Genomic DNA, 21,092 nt, shown 5'->3' on the forward strand with positions numbered 1-21,092 from the left:
GGGGGAGCCACAAAAATGCTCCCTATTTTTTGTCTCCACCATCTTCTCAAAGTTTTGTCCCATCTAGCTTAGAGTTGCCTTGTCACCCTCTCAGCTGGCATAGTGAATTAATGGAATGTAATCCATCTGAAATTTAATGTTTACTTTATAAATGACCTGTAACTCACAAATAGCAGAAGGTTGGCATGGAAAACTTAATTTAGTCTATGCCGATCGCCAGGGTGCAACCCAGTTAATTTACAATCACCAACAAGCGCCCCTGAAGGTACAACGGCCATTTTATCCAGAAGGAGACAAAGTTTGTCATAGCGTAATTTTGCATACAGCTGGGGGAATGGTAGGAGGCGATCGCTTATCCTCTAATATCCACCTCCAACCCCAAGCCCAAGCCTTAATTACTACAGCTGCTGCAAGTAAAATATATCGCAGTAATGGCTTACAAGCTAGGCAAACCATCCAGATGCAAGTTGACGCTGGCGCTTGTTTGGAGTGGTTGCCGCAGGAGACAATTTTATTTAACGACGCGATTTATCGGCAAGATTTACGGGTAGAATTAGCAACCGGGGGCAGTTGGTTAGGCTGGGAAATTACCCGGTTTGGTCGCAGTGCTAGAGGAGAAAAATTCTTGCAAGGGGAATGGCGATCGCACACAGAAATTTGGCAGCAAGGCGTTCCTTTATGGATTGATCGGCAATGCTTACGCGGTAGCGAAGACATTTTCCACAGTCCCCACGGCTTGGCTGGAAAACCAATAGTAGGTAGTCTAGTTTGGGTTGGTGGTGCAGTTTCAGCAGAAATTGTCGAAAAAACACGAAGTTTATGGAATGGGGAAGGAGAAGCGGGTGCTAGCCGATTACAACATGGATTATTGTGCCGATATCGCGGTTCTTCTACTTCTGAGGTGAGAAACTGGTTTATTAATGTTTGGCAGTTGCTACGAGTTTCTTTTCTGAATCGTGGTAATTGTATACCAAGAGTGTGGCAGGTTTAAACGAACCGCAGAGGCGCAGAGAACACAGAGGAGATAATAATGCAACTTACGCCGCAGGAAAAAGATAAGTTATTAATTTTTACTGCTGCTTTATTAGCAGAAAGACGGAAAGGAAGGGGGCTAAAACTTAATTATCCTGAAGCAGTTGCTTATATTTCTGCTGCCATTTTAGAAGGTGCAAGGGATGGGCAAACTGTGGCTGAATTGATGAGTTATGGTACAACACTATTAACGCGGGATGATGTCATGGAAGGTATACCAGAAATGGTACATGATGTGCAAGTTGAAGCTACTTTTCCTGATGGCACAAAGTTAGTGACAGTACATAATCCAATTCGGTAATTTTTTAATTTTTAATTTATTATGATTCCTGGGGAAATTATCACACCAGCAGGTGAAATTGAACTAAATGTTGGTCGTCCAACTATAAAATTACAAGTGTCAAATACAGGCGATCGCCCGATACAAGTAGGTTCCCATTATCACTTTTATGAAGTTAACACCGCCTTAAACTTTGACAGAGAACAAGCTAGAGGAATGCGCCTCGATATCCCCGCCGGAACCGCAGTCCGCTTTGAACCAGGCGATGAAAAAGAAATAACTCTAGTCCCCCTCGTCGGTACTCGCCAAGTCTACGGCTTCAACGCCAAAATTAACGGAAACCTCTAAAAACCTCCGCGTCCCTTTGCGCTTCCCTCCGCGTCCCTTTGCGTTAAAAAAAAGGATTTTATATGCCTTACAGAATGGATCGTCGCGCCTACGCCGAAACCTACGGCCCAACAGTAGGCGATCGCATCCGACTTGCAGACACAGAATTATTTATAGAAGTTGAACAAGATTTCACAAGCTACGGCGACGAAGTGAAATTTGGCGGCGGAAAAGTTATTAGAGATGGAATGGGACAATCCCCCATTTCTAACGCCGATGGTGCTGTAGATTTAGTAATTACTAATGCCTTAATTCTTGATTGGTGGGGAATTGTCAAAGCGGATATTGGCATTAAAGATGGCAAGATTTTCAAAATTGGTAAAGCCGGAAATCCTTATATTCAAGACAATGTAGATATTATTATTGGCCCCGGAACTGAAGCTTTAGCTGGTGAAGGAATGATTCTCACTGCTGGCGGGATTGATGCCCATATTCATTTTATTTGCCCCCAACAGATTGAAGTTGCGATCGCATCCGGTATTACCACCATGATCGGCGGCGGTACTGGCCCGGCTACAGGTACAAATGCCACTACCTGCACCCCCGGCCCTTGGAATATTTACCGAATGCTGCAAGCGGCTGATGCTTTTCCCGTAAACTTAGGATTTTTGGGCAAAGGTAACGCCAGTCAACCCCAAGGACTTGTAGAACAAGTAGCCGCCGGTGCAATGGGGTTAAAACTCCATGAAGACTGGGGAACCACACCCGCAGCAATTGATACTTGCCTCAGCGTTGCGGATGAATATGAGGTGCAAGTGGCGATTCATACCGATACCCTGAACGAAGCCGGATTTGTCGAAGATACGATCGCAGCTTTCAAGAATCGTGTCATCCATACCTATCACACCGAAGGCGCAGGTGGAGGACACGCACCAGATATCATCAAAGTTTGCGGACAAGGCAACGTTCTGCCATCTTCCACCAATCCCACACGCCCTTACACCCTCAACACCTTAGATGAACATCTGGATATGTTGATGGTATGCCATCACCTCGACCCTGCGATCGCTGAAGATGTTGCTTTTGCTGAGTCTCGCATCCGCCGAGAAACCATTGCTGCCGAAGACATTTTGCACGACTTAGGCGCATTTAGCATGATTTCCTCCGACTCCCAAGCAATGGGAAGGGTAGGCGAAGTGATAATTCGTACCTGGCAGACATCTCACAAAATGAAGGTGCAACGGGGAATTCTTAACCCACAGGGAGATGAACAAAAAGCAGATAATTTTCGGGCAAAAAGATATGTTGCTAAGTATACAATTAACCCTGCGATCGCTCACGGAATTGCTCAATATGTGGGTTCAGTAGAAGAAGGAAAATTAGCAGATTTATGTTTGTGGCATCCCGCGTTTTTTGGCGTTAAGCCAGAGATAGTGATTAAAGGCGGAATGATTGCATGGTCGCAAATGGGCGATGCAAACGCCAGTATTCCCACACCGCAACCAGTTTATATGCGCCCGATGTTTGGTAGTTTTGCAGGAGCGCGTCATGCCACATCATTAACTTTTGTTTCCCAAGCAGCTTTAGAGAACGAAATTCCCAGCCAGCTAGGGTTACAAAAATCAGCAGTAGCAGTTTCTGGCACACGCCAATTGAGTAAGCGGGATATGAAGCTAAATGATGCACTACCCCACATTGAAGTAGATCCAGAAACATATCAAGTTAGGGCAGATGGTGAGTTGCTAATTTGTGAACCTGCGACAGTTTTACCAATGGCACAGAGATACTTTTTGTTTTAATTAATGAGCGAACAACTTACTGATTACGATAGTCCTTAGAGTAAACTACCAATCCTTTTGGTGTAATTGTGATGGCACATCTCAAGACCAAGACAACGCAACGAAACCCAGAAAATCGGTCAGGATTAATTTGGCTTATGAGTTTTTATGGAAAAGTGGAAGTGCGTAGTCGTAGCCTGTTGTAGACATCGCTGTAGTTCAAAAAAGCGATACGATAAGAATTAAATAGCTCGCTCCAAATAGTAACATCTGCATACAATAATGGAAAGATTGCTAAACATCCACATTGAGAAATTACCTGAAGGCGTTTATTTAGCAACATCTGATGAACTTCAAGGTTTAGTAGCTCAAGGACGGACTGTTGCTGAAACTTTAGAAATTGCTCGTGATGTAGCGCGTAAGTTATTAGAAGCACAATCTCAGGATCAAGAACTAGATTATTTGCAACCAATAGCTGAACAATTTAACTATCCTTTAGTTGTAGGTCAGTAGTTAATTCATGGGACGGCTAGCTGGGTTTAGCTATAGACAGATTATCAAAATATTAAAAACCTTTGGCTTTGTTTTTCATCGTCAAGCCGCAGGGAGTCATGAAATCTGGTTTAATCCTGAAAGTAATCGTTACACTACTATTCCCAATCATTCTGGTGATATGCCAGAAGGAACATTACGTGCAATTTTAAAGCAAGCTGCCATTGAACCTGAAGATTTTCTTAACCGCTCTTAGTAATAAAGGGGGTTTTTATTCATTTTGATTAAGCTTGTTCCTGCTGTTCTAACCAAACTAACAAATCAGCAATTTCAGAAAAATCAAGCAGTTCTTCTCCCAACTCCTCTAACTGTTCAGCAGATAAATTCCGAACCTGCTCAACTAATGATCCATCAATATCACCAAAGCGTCGTTTAAGCTGACGACTAATCAATTTAAACGCTTCCTTTTGAACGATATCTTGATAAATTACAGACTCTTTCATAATATCTTCCCGTAAAAATTGCCGAACCAAATCCTTGTCAAACCGCAAACCCGCCAGAATTTCTACACAACCCGCGATATTTTGTCGCTCCTCTCTATCTGGAATTGTAGCGACTTGTTCAGCCACTTGTGCCAGTAAAGTTTATGGCGAGTCAGTTCGCGTCAAACTTGCTAAAGGTAACAGCGCAGGATTAACTAAAAATAGTGTTGAATCTTGCTCCCAAAGACGAACAACCTGATATTGGTGAATCGTTGTGTTGTCCCCATATTCTTCAGTAAAAGCCATTTCATTAGTAGTTTCCTGCAAAAAGATTAGCACTTGCACTACAGGACACCGGTATTGACGCTTCAACCTCACAGAATAATCGAGCATTCGGAAATTAAGTGCCGGATTAGATTTCGCCAAAGTTTGAAATTCAATGTGCAAAATTTGGTTAGCTGCTTGCAAAAATGTCACAGAATCTGCACGAATTGGTTCAAGCATGAGTTCCGTTTTTAAGACTTCAATTTCTTGCACCTCTACCCCAAGCAGCCAACGGACAAACTCAGTCGGGTATTGTTCAGCTAAATATTTACAAGCGTTGTCGTAACTCACCCTTCTTCTCCTGGCACAAAAAAACAGCGGCCTCCACAAAGGAAGCAGCTGTTTTTCAACTTATGTAACTACAAAGTATTAGTAATCAAAGTCGCCGCCACCAGCACCAGCGCCAGCAGGAGCACCATCTTTTGGTTCAGGCTTGTCAACAATAATACATTCGGTTGTCAACACCATACCAGCGATGGAAGCAGCGTTTTGCAGAGCAGAACGAGTCACTTTCGCAGGGTCAACAATACCAGCAGCTAACAAATCGACGAATTCGTTCGTTGCAGCATTGTAGCCAACGTTGAATTCTTTCTCTTTGACGCGTTCAGCGATCACAGCACCATTCTGACCAGCGTTTTCAGCAATCCGCTTCAGAGGTGCAGGTAAGGCACGAACGACAATCAACGCACCAATCAACTCTTCATCCTTAAGATTGCTCTTTGCCCAAACTTCCAATTCAGGAGCAAGGTGAGCCAGAGTTGTACCACCGCCAGGAACAATACCTTCTTCCACAGCAGCTTTAGTAGCGTTAATAGCGTCTTCTAGGCGCAGTTTCTTGTCTTTCATTTCGGTTTCGGTTGCTGCACCAACTTTCACTACAGCAACACCACCAGAGAGTTTAGCAAGACGCTCTTGTAATTTCTCTTTGTCGTAAGAAGATTCGGTTTCATCGATTTGACGACGAATCTGTTCGACACGAGCTTTAACAGCAGCTTCGTTACCTTCGGCAACAATTGTGGTGCTGTCCTTGGTGATGGTGATCCGGCGAGCTTTACCCAGGCTATCTAGCTTGGTGTTATCTAGCTTCAAACCAGCATCTTCGGTAATTAATTGACCACCAGTTAAAACAGCGATGTCTTCTAGTAGTGCTTTGCGGCGATCGCCAAAGCCAGGAGCCTTAACAGCAGCCACGTTCAGTACACCGCGTAAACGGTTTACTACCAAGGTTGCCAAAGCTTCTTTTTCAATATCTTCGGCGATAATCACCAAAGGACGACCAGCACGAGCTACTTGCTCTAACACTGGTACAAGGTCTTGTACCAAAGCGATTTTCTTATCGGTTAGCAGTATGAAAGGCTCATCAAAAACTGCTTCCATCCGCTCAGGGTCAGTAGCGAAATATGGAGAGATGTAGCCTTTGTCAAAGCGCATCCCTTCAGTGATTTCCAATTCGGTAAACATAGATTTCCCTTCTTCTAGGGAAATTACGCCTTCCTTACCCACCTTGTCCATTGCTTGGGCAATCATCTGACCGACTTCTTCGTCATTACCAGCCGATATCGCACCAACTTGGGCAATAGCTTTGGAATCTTCCACTGGACGGGCGTGTTCTTTGATTTTGTCTACCAAAAAGGCAGTAGCTTTGTCAATACCACGCTTCAGCGAAATCGCGTTAGCACCAGCTGCAACGTTCCGCAAGCCTTCTTTGACGATCGCATGAGCTAAAACGGTAGCAGTTGTGGTACCGTCGCCCGCAGCATCGTTGGTTTTAGAAGCAGCCTGACGAATCAAAGCTACGCCAGTGTTTTCGATGTGGTCTTCTAATTCGATTTCTTTAGCGATCGTTACACCGTCATTAACAATTTGCGGTGCGCCAAATTTCTTTTCTAGGACTACGTTACGACCTTTGGGGCCAAGGGTAACAGCTACAGCCTCAGCCAGGATGTCAATGCCTCGTTCTAAGGCGCGACGGGCGTTTTCGTTGTAGATAATGCGCTTTGCCATAATTTTTAGTTGTCCTTTGTCATTTGTCTTTTGTTCTACCCTTCGGGAAGCCGCCCGGAGGGCGTCTACGTCATTTGTCATTTGTCCTTTGTCATTGGCTAATGACTAATGACCAATGACTAATGACCACTAAATAACGACTGCTAAAATATCTTTTTCAGAAAGCAGTACATATTCTTCGGTGCCGAGCTTGATGTCAGTGCCGGCGTACTTGGAGTACAACACCTTATCGCCGACTTTAATTTCCAATTCCTGACGGCTACCGTCTTCGTTACGCTTGCCAGGACCAAGGGCAACTACTTCCCCTACCTGGGGCTTTTCCTTGGCGGTATCAGGCAAATACAGACCACCTGCGGTCTTTTCCTCTGAGGCGTTCACTTTTACGAAAACGCGATCGCTCAAAGGTTTAACTGTAGAAACGCTTAAAGATAAGGCTGCCATAATTATTTTCTCCAGAGATTAGCACTCTCAACCCCTGAGTGCTAATTTACCTAAAATTGGCATCCAATGGCAAGAATTCCTTGAGTACGGGTTCCCGAACTAGAAGATCGTTGATGTACTTAAGTATTAATGCCTAATTATTTATATCCTTCGGGTTCTGCTCTGTAAGTTACGTATATTTTTATATGGTCATAGGGAGTCGGGAGTAGTGAAGAGTTTTCCCAATCCCCAATACTTGTATTCGAGAGGCTCTGCTCAGTACAAGTTGCCCAATGCCCCATTCTCTTCTTAGTCAACTTTTTTTGCAAAGCTGGGAAATTGTTATAGAACTGTAATCAGGGAGCTGCTCGATAAGTAACAATACAGTGATCCAGTCAAGCCATCAAATCCCCAAAGCCACTAATCTAGAATATAAAGCCCTGAGTAATTGTGTAGAAAGTTTCGGACTTGCAAAAATTCAGCGACACATTTTTATTTGCGCTGACCAGACAATTGCTAATTGCTGCTCAAAACGAGCTAGTCTGGTATCCTGGGAATACTTAAAAGAGCGACTTAAAGAGTTAAAACTTGATGAGTCGCAACAGAATTATTCCTTATGCGTCTACAGAACTAAAGCCAACTGCTTGCGCGTTTGTTGTTCTAGACCCATAATGGTGGTTTACCTTGATGGTGCCTGGTATCGCCAAGCAAACCTAGAAGTTATTGAGCGGATCATCCAAGAACACTTAATAGGCAATAAGGTGGTAAAAGAATATGCGTTTTTCAACCATCCTTTGCCAGAAACTTCCCTAGTTTCTTGTGAACACCTCATAGAGGCTTAACAACCGAAGGATATGGAACAGCAGTAAGCTTTAAGAAAGTGCGGGTTGGTTTTGAGGTAGGGTCATCTTTAAGCCAATACTTACTTGTGAGTCAGAAGGATTGTTATTTAATCAGTGTTTTTTCGCCCGCCACTTTCAATGCGATATATAATAGCGCATTATAGATACTACTGCTATACGTATCCTTGCTGGACTTTTGCTATCGAGCTATTAGTCTCTTGAAAATGCTCGGCATTTTTGAGACTTCGAGACAGCAAAGGCAAGTTAAGTAGGAAAAAGGACAACATCTCGAAATAACCCACCATAGAGGATAAATATTCAAGACTTTGATGGACCGAAGCGCGACAAGTGCCACTGCTATGAAAGAGCCCAGCATGAAAGATCACAAACGACTTCTATTGATTGATGATGACCCTAACCTCATCTTGCTGGTGAAGGATTACTTAGAATTCCGGGGATACGAAGTCATCACCGCCGAAAATGGACGTGAAGCTCTGGAAATTTTAGAGCAAGATGTTCCAGACATGATTATCTGCGACGTGATGATGCCGGAAATGGACGGATATACTTTTGTGGAACAAGTCCGGCAAAACGAACGCACCAGTTGGATTCCGGTTCTTTTCCTTTCAGCCAAGGGACAAAGCGCAGACCGAGTTAAGGGTCTGAATAAAGGTGCTGATGTTTATATGGTCAAGCCCTTTGAACCAGAAGAACTCGTCGCCCAAGTTGAATCCTCACTGAAACAAACTATCCGTTGGAAAGAACACCAAGCAAAAGGAGGCGAAAACGGTTCCCGCATCCAGGTTCCCTTCGATGTGCAATTAACCCCAACCGAACTGAAAGTAGTCCAGTTTGTTGCTAGGGGTTTAGCTAACCGGGAAATTGCTGAAGAACTAAATGTTAGTCAGCGCACGGTTGAAAGCCATGTGTCCAATATGTTGGGCAAAACTAATCTCCATAACCGCACTGAACTAGCGCGGTGGGCGATTGAAAATCAAATGGCCTAAAATCTGTAACAAGTGCTGAGTGCTAAGTGCTGAGTGTTTTTGACTCAGCACTCATAACTCAGGACTGAGAATTCAATTTACCAACCATCTTCTTCAGGGCTGGATTGCTGCAAAACTTCTAAATCTAGTTCATCCAGGTAAGTTAGGGCACTTTCAATCTGAGAAACAGTACCTCGCAGTTCCAGATCGAAGCAGCTATATTGTGGCACGTTTGCGCTTACCTGAGCATCAGCAATAATAACAGTGATCCCATAGTGAGAAACCAGTCGTGAAATGACTGGTTCCTCATGCAAGTCTTTAGGAATACGAACCTGGATGCGAGTTTGGGTGCGTCTATTATCTAAAATATCTGTATTAGATTTTACTTCTTTATTTGGAATTGCCATTCTAGCTTCCTACTCGACTTCTGGGATGATGGTTTTAGTTTGCATGATTTCTTTTAACACTAGCGTCACTTATCCCACGCAGGCAAGCAAGAAAGTATTTACCTTTGCAAACTATTAATCTACATATAGTAAATGTAAAGAATTGCTCATAATTCGGTAGTTATGAAGTTAATTGTTATTCTATAGTGGTTTTCGAGCAGATTGAATATAGCGTTTTGTAGGGTTACAACAATTGTTGTAACCCTAATTTATTTATGTATAAAAAAATATTATTGCAGAGACGTGTTCTAAGGACAAATTTGACTATATTATTGCAATTTACGGAATCGAAGCTAATTTTTACTTTTCTAAACAACTTACTGGTAGCCGATACTCGACCTACTGATACATTTAGTAACTAAAATATTGCCGCCATTCTCTGTATTCAGTTCTAGAAGTTTAGGAGCCATAATTCAATTAGCTTGTAGCTATCTGCTAAAAAGGTCAGTAAAGTAGTTTTTAAAACACATTTATATAAATTTCTTGGTAAACAATTTTCTTTGGAGGAAGTTTACTTAAGAGAACTATCTCAAAAACTATACCAATAAACCAGTTTCCCTAAAAATTTACTTTTATCCCGTACCTTGCATCTATATGACTTCACAATCTTCTCGTTCTGGCAAAATTCTGGTAGTTGATGACTCTCCTGATAACGTGTTTTTGATCAAAACTATTTTGGAGGAAGAAGGTTACACGATTAGCACCGCAGAAAATGGGATTTCGGCTTTAGCAGAATTGAAAGCTTCTCCTTGTGACTTGGTTCTGCTGGATCTGATGATGCCAGATATGGATGGGTACGAAGTTACTAAGCACATTCGTGGAGAGATGAAATTGCCACAATATATCCCTATCCTGCTGATTACTGCCCACGATGCACCCAACGTTGCTCACGGATTAGACTTAGGTGCTGATGATTTTATCCGTAAACCTGTAACAGTAGACGAATTGCTGGCACGAGTGCGATCGCTCCTACGTTTGAAGCATAGTATGGATGAACGTGATGAAATTGCCCGCCAGCGAGAAGATTTTGTCTCTCGCCTCACCCACGATTTACGCACTCCTTTAGTGGCAGCCGATCGCATGTTGATGCTATTTCAGCAAGGTGCATTGGGAACATTATCACCACAAATGCACGAAGTAATCACCATTATGGCCCGTAGTAATATCAACCTGCTTACTATGGTCAATACCTTATTGGAAGTTTATCGCTTTGAAGCAGGTCGCAAAAGTTTGGCATTTCAACCAGTTAATCTGGGACGTTTGCTAGAGGAGGTGACTGGAGAATTAGCACCTCTAGCTCAAGATAAAAAACTGTCGCTAAATTTGGATTTTACTGAAGGATCAAACACAGTGATGGGCGATCGCTTAGAATTGTATCGTCTATTTACAAACCTGATCGGCAATGCAATCAAATTTACCGACTCCGGGTCTGTGACTATTCGTTTCACTTCTCAACGACACTTAGACAAAAGTAGTCAATCTCAGTTATCTGGTAAATCCAATCCAGTTGAATATATTAGCATTGCGATCGCGGATACTGGCCCAGGGATTCCCACCGAAGAACAAGCCACCATATTTGAACGATTTCGTCAAGGTAGTCACAAGAGTTCTGGTAGTGGCTTAGGACTCTACCTTGCTCGTCGAATTGTCGAGGCACATCAAGGCATTATTTTGCTGAATTCTGAATTGGGGAAAGGTAGTGTGTTTATTGTCCTTTTACCCGCCACAACATGAGAAAATTAGCAATTATAATTTATGAATTACGGGGTATTTTATCCTGATACTTCATAAATTATAACTTTACTAATATCTCCCAAAAAATTCAATTAAATATTCTAATTAGAAAGTCCAACGCTAAAAAATGACGAATTAAATATGCTGAGATAGTAACTCCACATTAAAAACATAGTTTTTTAGGATACCAAACAATGATTACCACTGAATTATCTAAGATTGGCGATATTATCCAGAATCAGCGAGAGTTTTTTGAAACTGGTAAAACTAAAGATGTTACTTTTCGCATTGAACAACTCAAAAATCTCAAGCAAGCCATAATTGAGCATGAGCAAGCAATAGTCGAGGCATTAAAAGCGGATTTACATAAACCAGAATTAGAGGCTTACCTTACAGAAATAGGTGTCATTAAAGAAATCGATTACGCTATAAAACATCTTCAAAATTGGACTAAGCCCAAAAAAGCACCCGTTTCCTTTGATTTTTTTTCCTACTCAGCAAAAATTTATCCAGAACCTTTAGGGGTTGTTTTAATCATTGGCCCTTGGAACTATCCATTTCAGTTAATTATCTCACCGTTAGTCGGTGCGATCGCAGCCGGGAATTGTGCAATTATCAAGCCTTCAGAAATTGCTTCTCATACCTCTGGTGTCATTGCTAAGATTATTGCCAAACATTTCGACCCAGCTTATATTGCAGTCGTAGAAGGAGATGTGGAAGCAAGTCAAAAACTACTTGCAGAAAAGTTTGATCATATCTTTTTTACGGGTGGCACAGCTATCGGCAAAATCGTTATGGCAGCAGCAGCAAAATATCTCACACCAGTTACTTTAGAATTGGGTGGTAAAAGTCCTTGTATAGTAGATACTGATATTAATCTTGAACACACTGTCAGACGAATCACTTGGGGCAAATTTATTAATGCTGGGCAAACTTGTATCGCCCCTGACTATCTTTTAGTTAATAAAAAAATCAAAAAAGATTTAATAGATGGGCTGAAAAAATGCCTAAAAGAATTTTATGGTGAGAATCCTATAAGTAGTCCTGATTATGCCAGAATTATTAGTCAAAAACACTTTGATAGATTGGTAAATTTTCTCAAAGACGGTGAAGTTATCATCGGTGGAGAAAATCAATCTTCAGAGCGTTATATCGCTCCCACAGTGATTGATAATGTTTCTTTGGAAGATTCTGTAATGCAGGAAGAGATTTTTGGGCCAATTTTACCAATTATTGAATATACTGACGTTGCCGAAGCGATCGCGTTGATTAACTCTAGACCTAAACCTCTGGCTTTATACTTATTTTCTCAAAACAAAAACCTGCAAAAGCGAGTTTTGCAGGAAACTTCATCTGGTGGGGTCTGCATTAATGACACAGTGATGCAGGTTGGTGTCTCGTCTTTACCATTTGGTGGAGTCGGAGATAGCGGTATTGGCAACTATCACGGCAAAGCTAGTTTTGACACTTTTTCCCATAACAAAAGTGTATTGCAAAACTCTTTCTGGCTCGATTTAAAATGGCGATACGCTCCATACCAGGGCAAATTGCCACTCATCAAGAAACTTTTGGGTTAAAAAGTTAGGAGTTAATGATAAAAATCCATAACTCCTAATTATGCCAATTTTAGATTTTCAATTCTGGATTAAAGAAGAAATTTAAAATCTAAAATCCAAAAGCGTTGCTGTAACGCTCCTCAGCCCAAGGTTCACCACGGCGATGGTAGCCATTACGCTCCCAAAAACCAAGTTCTTCACCAGCTAAAAACTCTAAACCATTAATCCACTTAGCACTTTTCCAAGCGTAGAGGTGGGGAACAACTAGCCGCATTGGGCCACCATGTTCAGATGGAAGGTCTTCACCAAAGACTTTAAAGGCAAAGAAGTTTTCTTCTCGGATGAAATCTTCTACAGAAATATTGGTAGTGTAGCCGCCGTAGCAGTGTTCCATAATGTGGGCTGCTTTCGGATCTAGCTCAATCAGCTCCATGAAATCTGTAACTTTAATGCCAGTCCATTTGACATCAAGCTTAGACCAGCGCGTTACACAGTGGAAGTCTGCCGTGAATTCATGTTGAGGTAGCGCCATAAAGTCTGACCAACTAAAGGTAGCAGGTTTTGCCAAACCCCAAACTCGAAACTCCCATTCCTCAATGCTGACTTGGGGAGTTGCGCCGTAAGTTAGTACGGGGAAACCTTTAGCTAAGTGTTGACCAGGAGGAACACGTTCCCCCTCTTCTTTCCCTGGTTTGTGAAAAAATTTTCCTAGCATAGTTGGAGAAAAATAAGTTTTCTCAAAGTGTTTACAAGCTTTTTTGCTGAATTGCCAACACTACCAGACGTTTTACTTGTATATGATTACTTAATTATCACTCATCAGTGATAGGTAATGGGTAATGGATGTTCCCAATTACTCACTACCAATTTTTATCGAGCTAATGAGCTTGTGTAGAGTATCTATGATTCAAAATGCAATCAGGAAAGCTAATAAAAAGCGTTGATCCAGTAGTAAGAAGATTGGTGCTGTTTATGCTTTGCCTGACTGGGAAATTATGATTCTTCTTCCTCTTCTTCAGCCGTTGGATACACAAATGTAGAACGTCCAGTCAAAATTGACTTACCCAGAGAGAGGGCTTTCTGAGCTTCGACGACGGCTTTGTGCCTCCAGGTAGCTCGACGTTTATCTCGTTTTGATTTGGAAGTTTTCTTCTTAGGAACAGCCATGTCAGCAGATATCGTGATTCTTGACAACCTTCTTATTCTAGGCCATCCACTGACGCGAAGAACAACAGCTAAGTTGAATTGATAAGTTGAGATTGAAGTAGGACACGGAAATAGAAGGAATTATTTAAGTATTCCACTCTTTACGTCTCCGTATCTAGCTCAACGAAGAGCCAGGGGGAAGAGGACAGGGAGCGAGAGGAAATGATCCTTTCATCCTGCCGTGAAGCAAAGCGGAATATGGGTTTAAGTCCCTCACTTTTTGTTAAGTGGTTTTCGAACAGGGAGGGGTCGAATCCCCTTTCTGTTCTATTCCCCACGCTCCCTGCTCTCTTGCCTCTTCTTCAATCCTTCATTTTTTGCTTGATACACCGTTAGCTGCTGTAGAGCTATTGTCAAAGAAAAGTAGCGATCGCGCAGTTTTGAAGTAAGTAGCCCAATTTTGGGCATCGGGACGCGATCGCCATTGGGGACGACTCACATCTAATGCCAGAACTGGTGCGATCGCTCCAAAATTTTGTACGGATACAATGATTGAAACATCTGTCACCAAGATATCTTGGTCGAAGCTCCTTTGGGCGGCGGCTCTAGCGGCCGCTTCCGCCCTCCGTAGAACGGTTTCATAGTTTTCTTCCGGCAGGCGGTCAATAGCTAGATCGACTCTCGCGGTGTAAGCTCGCACAACCTGGGGCGCGATCGCTTCCGTCAAAAACCACGCAGGAACAGTGGATATGAGCAAAATTAATAAAGGAACTATCCGGATTCTTCTGGCAATTTGGCTAATAACTGAAAAGGGAGTGATCGATGATGGTAGGTGAGCAGCAATCTTGCTCATGACCTTCTATCTCCTTAATGATGATCTGTTATTGAAATTAGGTAAAAGGTATTTTCCGACTAGTTAACGTAATAAAAATTACATTCTAACTTAAGATTCGATGAGAATCACCTAGACTATAAGACATAGGTTAGCTTTGTTTTTTTGGCAAAGCCAACCGCAATTTTAAGACCAGCAAACAATAACTGACAAAGAGCGGGATGGCAAATTACTGGGCGATCGCGATTGGCATCAATCACTATCAGTTATTTCAACCTTTAAGTTGTGCCCAAGCCGATGCTGAGGCACTAGAGGATTTTTTGGTGACAGAGGCAGGCTTTCTCCCCAAACATTGCCTGCTAATGACGGATACTTCGCCGCCAATTGGAGATCGATCAACTTATCCAACTAAAGAGAATATTCTGCTGCTGCTTGAGGATTTGGCAGCTACAAGTTGGCAACCGGAAGACTATCTGTGGTTATTCTTTAGCGGTTATGGAGTCAATTACAAGGGCAAAGATTACTTAATGCCAGCAGAGGGCAACCCCGAACTCGTGCAAGAGACTGGCATAGAATTGCGATCGCTAATGCAAAGTCTCCAACTTGCTGACTTGAATGTATTGCTACTACTCGATATCAACCGCGCTTTTGGCACTCAAGCGGATGCTCCCGTTGGTGAAGAAACAATAGAACTAGCCCAAGAACTACAACTAGCGACAATTCTTTCTTGTCAACCAGAGCAATTTTCTCACGAAAGTAGCGAATTAGGTCACGGATTCTTTACAGCAGCTTTATTAGAAGCTTTGCGTTCTGGTAATGGCAGTAACCTTTCAGATTTAGAAAGTTACCTAAGTCTGCTCATGCCAAAATTATGTCACCACCACTGGCGACCTGTCCAAAACCCTGCAACTATCATCCCATCAAGGGCGCAGATAATCTTGCCAGAATTGGCAATGGAAAGTGACTTTGAAGCAAATCCAGTGATTTATCCCGAAGAATCTTTTGCTGTTGCTCTTGCAGCGCCTCCCCTTGACGATTACCCCAGAACTTCAGCAGAACGGGGCAGATGGGGAGAAGCTACTGTGAACTCCTCCCAACACAAGATCGAGAAGCCTAAAGGTAAACCAGTCCAGCAGTCAGCGACTAACTTACTTCCCCAGCCAATGGCGGAAACTTCTTTGGGAGCGAATCCTAGGGGAAGATTTATCCCCAATTCTTCCAAAGGTTACGTCTCTCGATTGCCAACAAATCAGCCAAGTCTCCCTTTTTGGAAACAGTTTATCTTGTGGGGCGGAGGCAGCTTGCTAGTAGCAGGTTTAATTGCTGTAGTTTTTCTTCGCAATCAAGAAACTTTTAGAATTAAGCAAATATCAACTGCATCGCCTAATGCTACTGCTAGCGATCGCCAGATTATCGACAATTTACCAAGTGATAGTACTTCAGTAGTTAGACTTAACAACCAATCTAGCGCCCAAATCATCTCTAGTTCCGAGTCGAAAAAGCGGAATCAAGCAGTATTAGACTTGGCGAAAATGTCGCTCAGACAAACTCAGGCTAGCGATTTGAGTATGGCGATCGCTACAGCCCGGAAAATTAAAACTGGTGAACCACTGTACGAACAAGCCCAAGAGAATATTAAGATTTGGAGTCGGATGATTTTAGATTTAGCAGAGGGTCGTGCTAAACAAAGACAGTATGCTGCTGCTATTGCTGCCGCTCGATTAATTACCAAAGATGAAGCCCCCTACGCCAAAGCACAAGCAGCTATTAATCTGTGGCGGCTAGAGGGCAAGCAGTATGTGAGTAACAAAACTCTTTTAGATGCAGCTAATGCCTTAATTAAATCTGGACAGGCATCTACTTACAATCGGGCGATCGAAGTTGCCAAGAAAGTGCCAGCAGGTCAACCAGGCTTTGATAGTGCCCAAAAGTCGATCAATAAATGGAGTGAGAAAATTTTAGACATGGCCAAGCGCCGCGCTGCCGAAGGAGATCGTAGTGCCGCAATTGCAACTGCTGCGCTAGTTCCAGAGGAGACAGGCGCTTACGAAGATGCTCAGGATGCCATTCAAAAATGGCAAAAGAAATAGTAAAAAAATAATAAAAAATGGTTAGGAGTTAGGAATTAGGAGTTATATTATTGATCCCCGACCTCTTACTCCTGACTCCTAACTTTTTCCTAAGCGCTCATATCTCAGTATTAGCAGTACTGCGATACATCTTCGCCACAGTCGTCGGCTAGATAGCACAACGCTCGGAAACGTAAACCAACCACTTCTTCATATAAGGGGTTGAGCTTGCACATGGGTGGGATGTGAAACAAGGTCTTCCCAAATAATTTGACATCGCGCTCAAAGGGGCACTGAGATGGAATAAATTTGCACAAACGGTGAGCTAGTTGGCGATCGCGGACTTGAATGTTTTCTACTCGTTGCCGTAGGGGTTGGAGAATATCCCAGTAAGGCTTGGAAGGAGAATGGTTAAGCTGGCTTACTTTATGGTCAGTAGTCTCTGCTTGATTGATTGATACCCAGCTCGCCAGAAAAATCTTTTTCGTGGTATTGTCGAATACCTTCATGGTTAACCCTCTGTGTTATTGAGGCTATTCACCTTTTTGATGAATATATACAACGTGGCAACGAACTTTCCCGGAAAAATCGCGTTCTGACTGCGATATAATGTAATATCTGATTAGCCACTTAAGTCAGAACCTAATTTATTACTACGTCAAGTTAATCGCAAATTTCTGGGGATCGGTAGTGTAATATTACGATCTTGTTCATAACTTGACATAGTTTAGATTTTAGTAAAGACATCCGTCATTGGATAGGTTTTAGTGTAACATTTACACAACTTAATATAAGGTCTTTCCAAAAGAATTTTTGCTAAGTATAAACATCAGTAATACCCTAGAAGGCTTTTTTCCTCTCCGTGTTCCCACTTTCTCACGTAAGTATGTCTTGTTCATCGCTGGTTGAATACCGTAGAAGTAGTGATTTTTGAGCGAGTAGAATAAGATTGCATTTCACAAAACTTACGTTAGCAGTGGCAATTTGAAAATGATACAGTCTGAAGCGTTAAAATCAGATGAAGTTGCTTATGGATGTTTTGGTACTCTACAGCGCAATTCATCCCAATACGTTTCGGATAAAGTTTTTTGATGACACGCTGCTAATTGCAAAGACGCGATTTATCGCGTCTCTTGCCTTAACCGAACCGTATTGCAATCTATCTTAGTAGTACGCCTTCAGTGATAGCAACCAATTATAGGCAAGCTCTATACCCATGAGAAAAGAAAGCGCAAAGACGTTCAGAAAAATTCTGTGTCTTTGCGCCCATCGAAGTTTGAGCGGTGAAAGCGCCGCTCAAACTTCTCTCTGTATGAGATTTTTACCTTAAATTCTCTATGATGCTACTTGAGCAGCAGTCCGAGTCCGCCGTCTTCTGCCATCGGCAACTTTGACAGGTGGCTCATCAGGAATTTGCATCAATAAAGTCACAGATGGCTGACATTGCAATTCTCGACGGATAGAACGTTGCAATTCTCGTTCTAAAGTTCCTTGCAATCCGCCCCAGTCTATATCTGCTGCTTCACCTTGCTCAGGAGCAAATTCTGTCCAGCGCACAGTGAGAATTTCTTCAATGCGTTGTTTTACCCAGGTTTGTAACAGCGATCGCTCTACAGTTGTAACGACACCCCGGAGGTGAGTTTCTGGTTTCGCCAACAGTTTACCATTCCAATCAATTGCAGCGGCAATGGTAATAATGCCTTCTGAAGCCATGCGTTGCCGTTCTTGCAGCACTTTGGCACTTACCATACCCGAACTAGTAGTATCCACCAATTCGATACCAGATGGCACTTTACCAGCAACCCGAATCGCATCTTCAGTCAGTTCGACAATATCACCATTCTGAATAATGATCATGTTTTCTGCGGGAATGCCCATACTCTGAGCCGTTTCTGCGTGCTTCACTAGCATCCGATGTTCGCCGTGAAATGGCACAAAGAACTTGGGTCGAGTTAAAGCAATCATCAGCTTTTGCTCTTCCTGACAGCCGTGACCAGAGACGTGAATCCCTTTATCCCGTCCATAGACCACTTTTGCACCCTGAATCATTAATTTATCAATGGTGTTGACTACAGCGATCGTATTTCCGGGAATGGGGTTAGCAGAGAATACTACTGTATCTCCTTGGCGGATTTTAATATGAGGATGTTCTTTATTAGCAATGCGAGTCATTGCTGCCATCGATTCACCCTGAGAACCTGTAGTGAGAATTAAAACTTTTTCATCAGGCAGATTTCGGACTGCGTGTAATGGTTGCAGGAGATTATCTTCACACTTGATGTAACCTAGATTCCGAGCATGAGCAATTAAGTTCAGCATGGAACGCCCAACAATCGTAACAACACGGTTTTGCTTCTTGGCGATATCCAAAATCATATTGATGCGATGCACGCTAGAAGCAAAGGTTGTGACAAATAATCGCCCAGTGGCTTGACTAAATACTCTCTCCAGGTTTGGATAAACCGAACGTTCTGAAGGTGTAAATCCTGGTATCTCGGCGTTGGTGGAATCACTTAGCAGGCAAAGAACGCCTTTTTCACCATGTTCTGCTAATCGTTGCAAATCAAACTTTTCACCATCTACTGGGGTATGGTCAATTTTGAAATCACCTGTGTGAATGACTACACCAAGGGGTGTATGAATGGCAACAGTGAAACTATCAGCGATGGAGTGGGTGTTACGGATATATTCAACTAAAAAGTTTTTGCCAATCCGCACTACATCCCGTGGTAAAACTGTTCTGATTTCTGTGCGATCGCGGACTCCTGCTTCTTCTAATTTACCCTCCAGCATCGCCATTGCTAGCCTAGGCCCATAAATCACGGGGATATCAAACTGCTTGAGATGGAAAGCAATCCCACCGATATGGTCTTCATGACCGTGAGTAACGATCATCCCCTTAATTTTGTGGCGATTTTCCCGTAGATAGGTCGTATCTGGCAAAACAATATTTACTCCATGCATTGCCTCTGTAGGAAAAGCCAATCCTGCATCTAACAGGATGATTTCATCGTCATACTCAAAAAGACAGGTATTTTTCCCAATTTCGTGCAAACCGCCCAAAGGAATAATTTTCAAGGCGGAATTATTAGCTTCGTTTTTAGCCATTTTCTCCTTAGATTGTTACTTGTAGTTAATTAAGTTGATAGTTAACTTTCCTTGTATTTAAGACAACATCATCTGTCTCTTAAGTCATTCTGAAAGCAATCAAGTTTTAATTGAAATTTTCAATTTTTTATTCAATAAAATCGACTGTATACTTAAGGATTCATAGTATATCTATCAGTCCTAGCACAGGTTTTTAAATTGCAACTTATGAACAATTATGGTCATTGTTTATATATATCTTTAGAAAGCAGTAGACTGTCAAAGTTTAACTAGATAGTCGCTAGATTAAACTAAGTTCTTTCAGAACCGCTTCTAACTTTTGACTTACTTCTAAATCAGCTTCACATAGCGGTGGACGAGTTGAACCAACTTCCCAACCTTGGAGTTTCAGCGCTTTTTTCACTGGAATGGGATTTGAAGTGAGAAATAAAGCTTTAAACAACGGGAAGAGTTGCAGATGAATGTCGCTTGCTACCTCAATTTTTCCCGCACTAAAAGCTTTGATCATCTGCTGTAGTTGGTTTCCTACCAGATGAGAAGCCACACTTACCACACCCTTTGCCCCGATCGCTAACAAAGGCAAAGTCATGTAATCATCACCAGAATAGATGTGGAATTCTTTTGGTGTCAAGCGACGAATTTCGCTTGCCTGATCTATGTTACCAGTGGATTCTTTAATCCCGACAATATTGCTAACCTCAGCTAACCGGGCAACTGTTTCTGGCTGAAGGTTTTGTCCGGTACGACCTGGGACATTGTATAACAACAATGGTAAGTCGGGACAGGCTTGTGCTATTGCCTGAAAGTGCGCTTCCAATCCCGCTTGTGGCGGTTTGTTGTAATAAGGAACAACTTGTAAGGAACCATGTACTCCTATCTTAGACGCTTTTTGGGTGGCAGCGATCGCTTCTTTGGTGGAATTTGAACCACAACCTGCGATCACCTTGGCTTTTCCTGCCACGGACTGCAATACTTCGACAAACAACTGGTATTCCTCATCCCAACTCAAGGTAGGGGATTCTCCTGTTGTACCGCACATCACCAATGTATCTGTACCGTTGTTAGCTAGATGCACTGCCAGTTCTGCCGCTACACCATAATCTACACTACCGTCTGCTTTAAACGGTGTAATCATAGCGGTTAAAACATTACCAAAATCTCCCACCCTGTTTTCACTCCTGATTGCCCATATTTTTGTATCTTGGTGGTTTCCTATTGTAATAACCTATCTGCA

The 21,092-nt window shown here is 42.5% G+C and carries 20 protein-coding genes and 1 pseudogene; 11 read left to right on the plus strand and 10 right to left on the minus strand.

What is annotated here, in order from left to right; genetic code table 11:
* The first annotated feature begins 151 nt into the window (after nt 1-151).
* The 6 genes from V7K69_RS17035 to V7K69_RS17060 all read left to right on the plus strand — a co-directional run bounded on the left by V7K69_RS17035 (nt 152) and on the right by V7K69_RS17060 (nt 4,165).
* The gene (locus tag V7K69_RS17035; RefSeq protein ID WP_335036348.1) at nt 152-991 is read left to right on the plus strand and encodes an urease accessory protein UreD; all 840 of its coding nucleotides are present in this window, start codon (nt 152-154) and stop codon (nt 989-991) included.
* A 39-nt stretch (nt 992-1,030) separates the two neighbouring features.
* A complete protein-coding gene (gene ureA / locus V7K69_RS17040; protein ID WP_322696594.1) occupies nt 1,031-1,333 on the plus strand; it encodes an urease subunit gamma in 303 nt (100 codons plus the stop codon).
* A gap of 21 nt (nt 1,334-1,354) precedes the next feature.
* A complete protein-coding gene (locus V7K69_RS17045) occupies nt 1,355-1,660 on the plus strand; it encodes an urease subunit beta (protein ID WP_181373906.1) in 306 nt (101 codons plus the stop codon).
* Nucleotides 1,661-1,722: 62 nt separating this feature from the next.
* The gene (gene ureC, locus V7K69_RS17050; protein ID WP_335036355.1) at nt 1,723-3,438 is read left to right on the plus strand and encodes an urease subunit alpha; all 1,716 of its coding nucleotides are present in this window, start codon (nt 1,723-1,725) and stop codon (nt 3,436-3,438) included.
* 261 nt (nt 3,439-3,699) lie between these two features.
* Complete coding sequence (locus V7K69_RS17055) at nt 3,700-3,930, plus strand: type II toxin-antitoxin system HicB family antitoxin (protein ID WP_100898366.1); 231 nt, start codon at nt 3,700-3,702, stop codon at nt 3,928-3,930.
* A 7-nt stretch (nt 3,931-3,937) separates the two neighbouring features.
* Nucleotides 3,938-4,165: a type II toxin-antitoxin system HicA family toxin gene (locus tag V7K69_RS17060; RefSeq protein WP_335036357.1), complete on the plus strand. Its 228-nt coding sequence runs from the start codon at nt 3,938-3,940 to the stop codon at nt 4,163-4,165.
* 28 nt (nt 4,166-4,193) lie between these two features.
* Here the strand turns inward: V7K69_RS17060 and V7K69_RS17065 are convergent.
* The 3 genes and pseudogenes from V7K69_RS17065 to groES form a co-directional block, all read right to left on the minus strand.
* Nucleotides 4,194-5,006: pseudogene (locus tag V7K69_RS17065) on the minus strand (Rpn family recombination-promoting nuclease/putative transposase).
* Nucleotides 5,007-5,084: 78 nt separating this feature from the next.
* On the minus strand, nt 5,085-6,719 hold the full coding sequence (gene groL / locus V7K69_RS17070; RefSeq protein WP_012407589.1) for a chaperonin GroEL: 1,635 nt from the start codon (nt 6,717-6,719) through the stop codon (nt 5,085-5,087).
* Nucleotides 6,720-6,848: 129 nt separating this feature from the next.
* Nucleotides 6,849-7,160, minus strand: coding sequence for a co-chaperone GroES (gene groES / locus V7K69_RS17075; protein ID WP_012407590.1), 312 nt, complete (start codon nt 7,158-7,160; stop codon nt 6,849-6,851).
* Between the two features lie 365 nt (nt 7,161-7,525).
* Between groES and V7K69_RS17080 the strand changes: the two genes are divergently transcribed.
* A complete protein-coding gene (locus V7K69_RS17080; protein WP_335036360.1) occupies nt 7,526-7,981 on the plus strand; it encodes a (2Fe-2S) ferredoxin domain-containing protein in 456 nt (151 codons plus the stop codon).
* A gap of 329 nt (nt 7,982-8,310) precedes the next feature.
* Nucleotides 8,311-8,988, plus strand: a complete 678-nt coding sequence (locus tag V7K69_RS17085; protein WP_012407592.1) for a response regulator transcription factor — start codon at nt 8,311-8,313, stop codon at nt 8,986-8,988.
* Nucleotides 8,989-9,065: 77 nt separating this feature from the next.
* On the opposite strand, the gene V7K69_RS17090 is transcribed toward V7K69_RS17085, so the two are convergent.
* Nucleotides 9,066-9,374: an NIL domain-containing protein gene (locus V7K69_RS17090; RefSeq protein ID WP_335036362.1), complete on the minus strand. Its 309-nt coding sequence runs from the start codon at nt 9,372-9,374 to the stop codon at nt 9,066-9,068.
* Between the two features lie 633 nt (nt 9,375-10,007).
* Here V7K69_RS17090 and V7K69_RS17095 point away from each other — a divergent pair.
* A complete protein-coding gene (locus V7K69_RS17095; RefSeq protein ID WP_335036364.1) occupies nt 10,008-11,147 on the plus strand; it encodes a hybrid sensor histidine kinase/response regulator in 1,140 nt (379 codons plus the stop codon).
* Between the two features lie 194 nt (nt 11,148-11,341).
* Nucleotides 11,342-12,724, plus strand: coding sequence for an aldehyde dehydrogenase (locus V7K69_RS17100; RefSeq protein WP_335036366.1), 1,383 nt, complete (start codon nt 11,342-11,344; stop codon nt 12,722-12,724).
* Nucleotides 12,725-12,812: 88 nt separating this feature from the next.
* Here V7K69_RS17100 and V7K69_RS17105 read toward each other — a convergent pair whose 3' ends face one another.
* The 3 genes from V7K69_RS17105 to V7K69_RS17115 all read right to left on the minus strand — a co-directional run bounded on the left by V7K69_RS17105 (nt 12,813) and on the right by V7K69_RS17115 (nt 14,702).
* Nucleotides 12,813-13,418 (minus strand): sulfite oxidase-like oxidoreductase, encoded by a 606-nt coding sequence (locus V7K69_RS17105; protein ID WP_335036368.1) that lies wholly within the window; start codon nt 13,416-13,418, stop codon nt 12,813-12,815.
* A gap of 278 nt (nt 13,419-13,696) precedes the next feature.
* The gene (rpmF, locus tag V7K69_RS17110) at nt 13,697-13,870 is read right to left on the minus strand and encodes a 50S ribosomal protein L32 (RefSeq protein ID WP_012407602.1); all 174 of its coding nucleotides are present in this window, start codon (nt 13,868-13,870) and stop codon (nt 13,697-13,699) included.
* Nucleotides 13,871-14,219: 349 nt separating this feature from the next.
* On the minus strand, nt 14,220-14,702 hold the full coding sequence (locus V7K69_RS17115; protein ID WP_114085539.1) for a hypothetical protein: 483 nt from the start codon (nt 14,700-14,702) through the stop codon (nt 14,220-14,222).
* Between the two features lie 200 nt (nt 14,703-14,902).
* On the opposite strand from V7K69_RS17115, the gene V7K69_RS17120 reads away from it, so the two are divergent.
* Complete coding sequence (locus V7K69_RS17120) at nt 14,903-16,771, plus strand: caspase family protein (protein ID WP_335036371.1); 1,869 nt, start codon at nt 14,903-14,905, stop codon at nt 16,769-16,771.
* A gap of 110 nt (nt 16,772-16,881) precedes the next feature.
* Here the strand turns inward: V7K69_RS17120 and V7K69_RS17125 are convergent, their stop codons facing one another.
* The 3 genes from V7K69_RS17125 to dapA all read right to left on the minus strand — a co-directional run bounded on the left by V7K69_RS17125 (nt 16,882) and on the right by dapA (nt 21,023).
* A complete protein-coding gene (locus V7K69_RS17125; RefSeq protein ID WP_335036373.1) occupies nt 16,882-17,259 on the minus strand; it encodes a Mo-dependent nitrogenase C-terminal domain-containing protein in 378 nt (125 codons plus the stop codon).
* An 826-nt stretch (nt 17,260-18,085) separates the two neighbouring features.
* Nucleotides 18,086-19,858 carry a ribonuclease J gene (locus tag V7K69_RS17130; RefSeq protein ID WP_335036376.1) on the minus strand — a complete coding sequence of 591 codons (1,773 nt, stop codon included), beginning with the start codon at nt 19,856-19,858 and terminating at the stop codon, nt 18,086-18,088.
* Nucleotides 19,859-20,138: 280 nt separating this feature from the next.
* The gene (gene dapA, locus V7K69_RS17135; protein ID WP_335036378.1) at nt 20,139-21,023 is read right to left on the minus strand and encodes a 4-hydroxy-tetrahydrodipicolinate synthase; all 885 of its coding nucleotides are present in this window, start codon (nt 21,021-21,023) and stop codon (nt 20,139-20,141) included.
* Between the last annotated feature and the right edge of the window lie 69 nt (nt 21,024-21,092).

The sequence above is a fragment of the Nostoc sp. genome (assembly GCF_036917775.1).
Lineage (GTDB): Bacteria > Cyanobacteriota > Cyanobacteriia > Cyanobacteriales > Nostocaceae > Nostoc.

Bases quoted from the DNA above. Each gene is read 5' to 3' on its own strand.
- V7K69_RS17085 (WP_012407592.1), top strand. From the start codon at position 8,311: ATGGACCGAAGCGCGACAAGTGCCACTGCTATGAAAGAGCCCAGCATG.
- V7K69_RS17100 (WP_335036366.1), top strand. From the start codon at position 11,342: ATGATTACCACTGAATTATCTAAGATTGGCGATATTATCCAGAATCAG.
- V7K69_RS17090 (WP_335036362.1), bottom strand. From the start codon at position 9,374: ATGGCAATTCCAAATAAAGAAGTAAAATCTAATACAGATATTTTAGAT.
- ureC (WP_335036355.1), top strand. From the start codon at position 1,723: ATGCCTTACAGAATGGATCGTCGCGCCTACGCCGAAACCTACGGCCCA.
- V7K69_RS17105 (WP_335036368.1), bottom strand. From the start codon at position 13,418: ATGCTAGGAAAATTTTTTCACAAACCAGGGAAAGAAGAGGGGGAACGT.
- rpmF (WP_012407602.1), bottom strand. From the start codon at position 13,870: ATGGCTGTTCCTAAGAAGAAAACTTCCAAATCAAAACGAGATAAACGT.
- ureA (WP_322696594.1), top strand. From the start codon at position 1,031: ATGCAACTTACGCCGCAGGAAAAAGATAAGTTATTAATTTTTACTGCT.
- groES (WP_012407590.1), bottom strand. From the start codon at position 7,160: ATGGCAGCCTTATCTTTAAGCGTTTCTACAGTTAAACCTTTGAGCGAT.
- groL (WP_012407589.1), bottom strand. From the start codon at position 6,719: ATGGCAAAGCGCATTATCTACAACGAAAACGCCCGTCGCGCCTTAGAA.
- V7K69_RS17055 (WP_100898366.1), top strand. From the start codon at position 3,700: ATGGAAAGATTGCTAAACATCCACATTGAGAAATTACCTGAAGGCGTT.
- V7K69_RS17125 (WP_335036373.1), bottom strand. From the start codon at position 17,259: ATGAAGGTATTCGACAATACCACGAAAAAGATTTTTCTGGCGAGCTGG.
- V7K69_RS17060 (WP_335036357.1), top strand. From the start codon at position 3,938: ATGGGACGGCTAGCTGGGTTTAGCTATAGACAGATTATCAAAATATTA.
- V7K69_RS17120 (WP_335036371.1), top strand. From the start codon at position 14,903: ATGGCAAATTACTGGGCGATCGCGATTGGCATCAATCACTATCAGTTA.
- V7K69_RS17115 (WP_114085539.1), bottom strand. From the start codon at position 14,702: ATGAGCAAGATTGCTGCTCACCTACCATCATCGATCACTCCCTTTTCA.
- V7K69_RS17095 (WP_335036364.1), top strand. From the start codon at position 10,008: ATGACTTCACAATCTTCTCGTTCTGGCAAAATTCTGGTAGTTGATGAC.
- V7K69_RS17045 (WP_181373906.1), top strand. From the start codon at position 1,355: ATGATTCCTGGGGAAATTATCACACCAGCAGGTGAAATTGAACTAAAT.
- V7K69_RS17035 (WP_335036348.1), top strand. From the start codon at position 152: ATGACCTGTAACTCACAAATAGCAGAAGGTTGGCATGGAAAACTTAAT.
- V7K69_RS17130 (WP_335036376.1), bottom strand. From the start codon at position 19,858: ATGGCTAAAAACGAAGCTAATAATTCCGCCTTGAAAATTATTCCTTTG.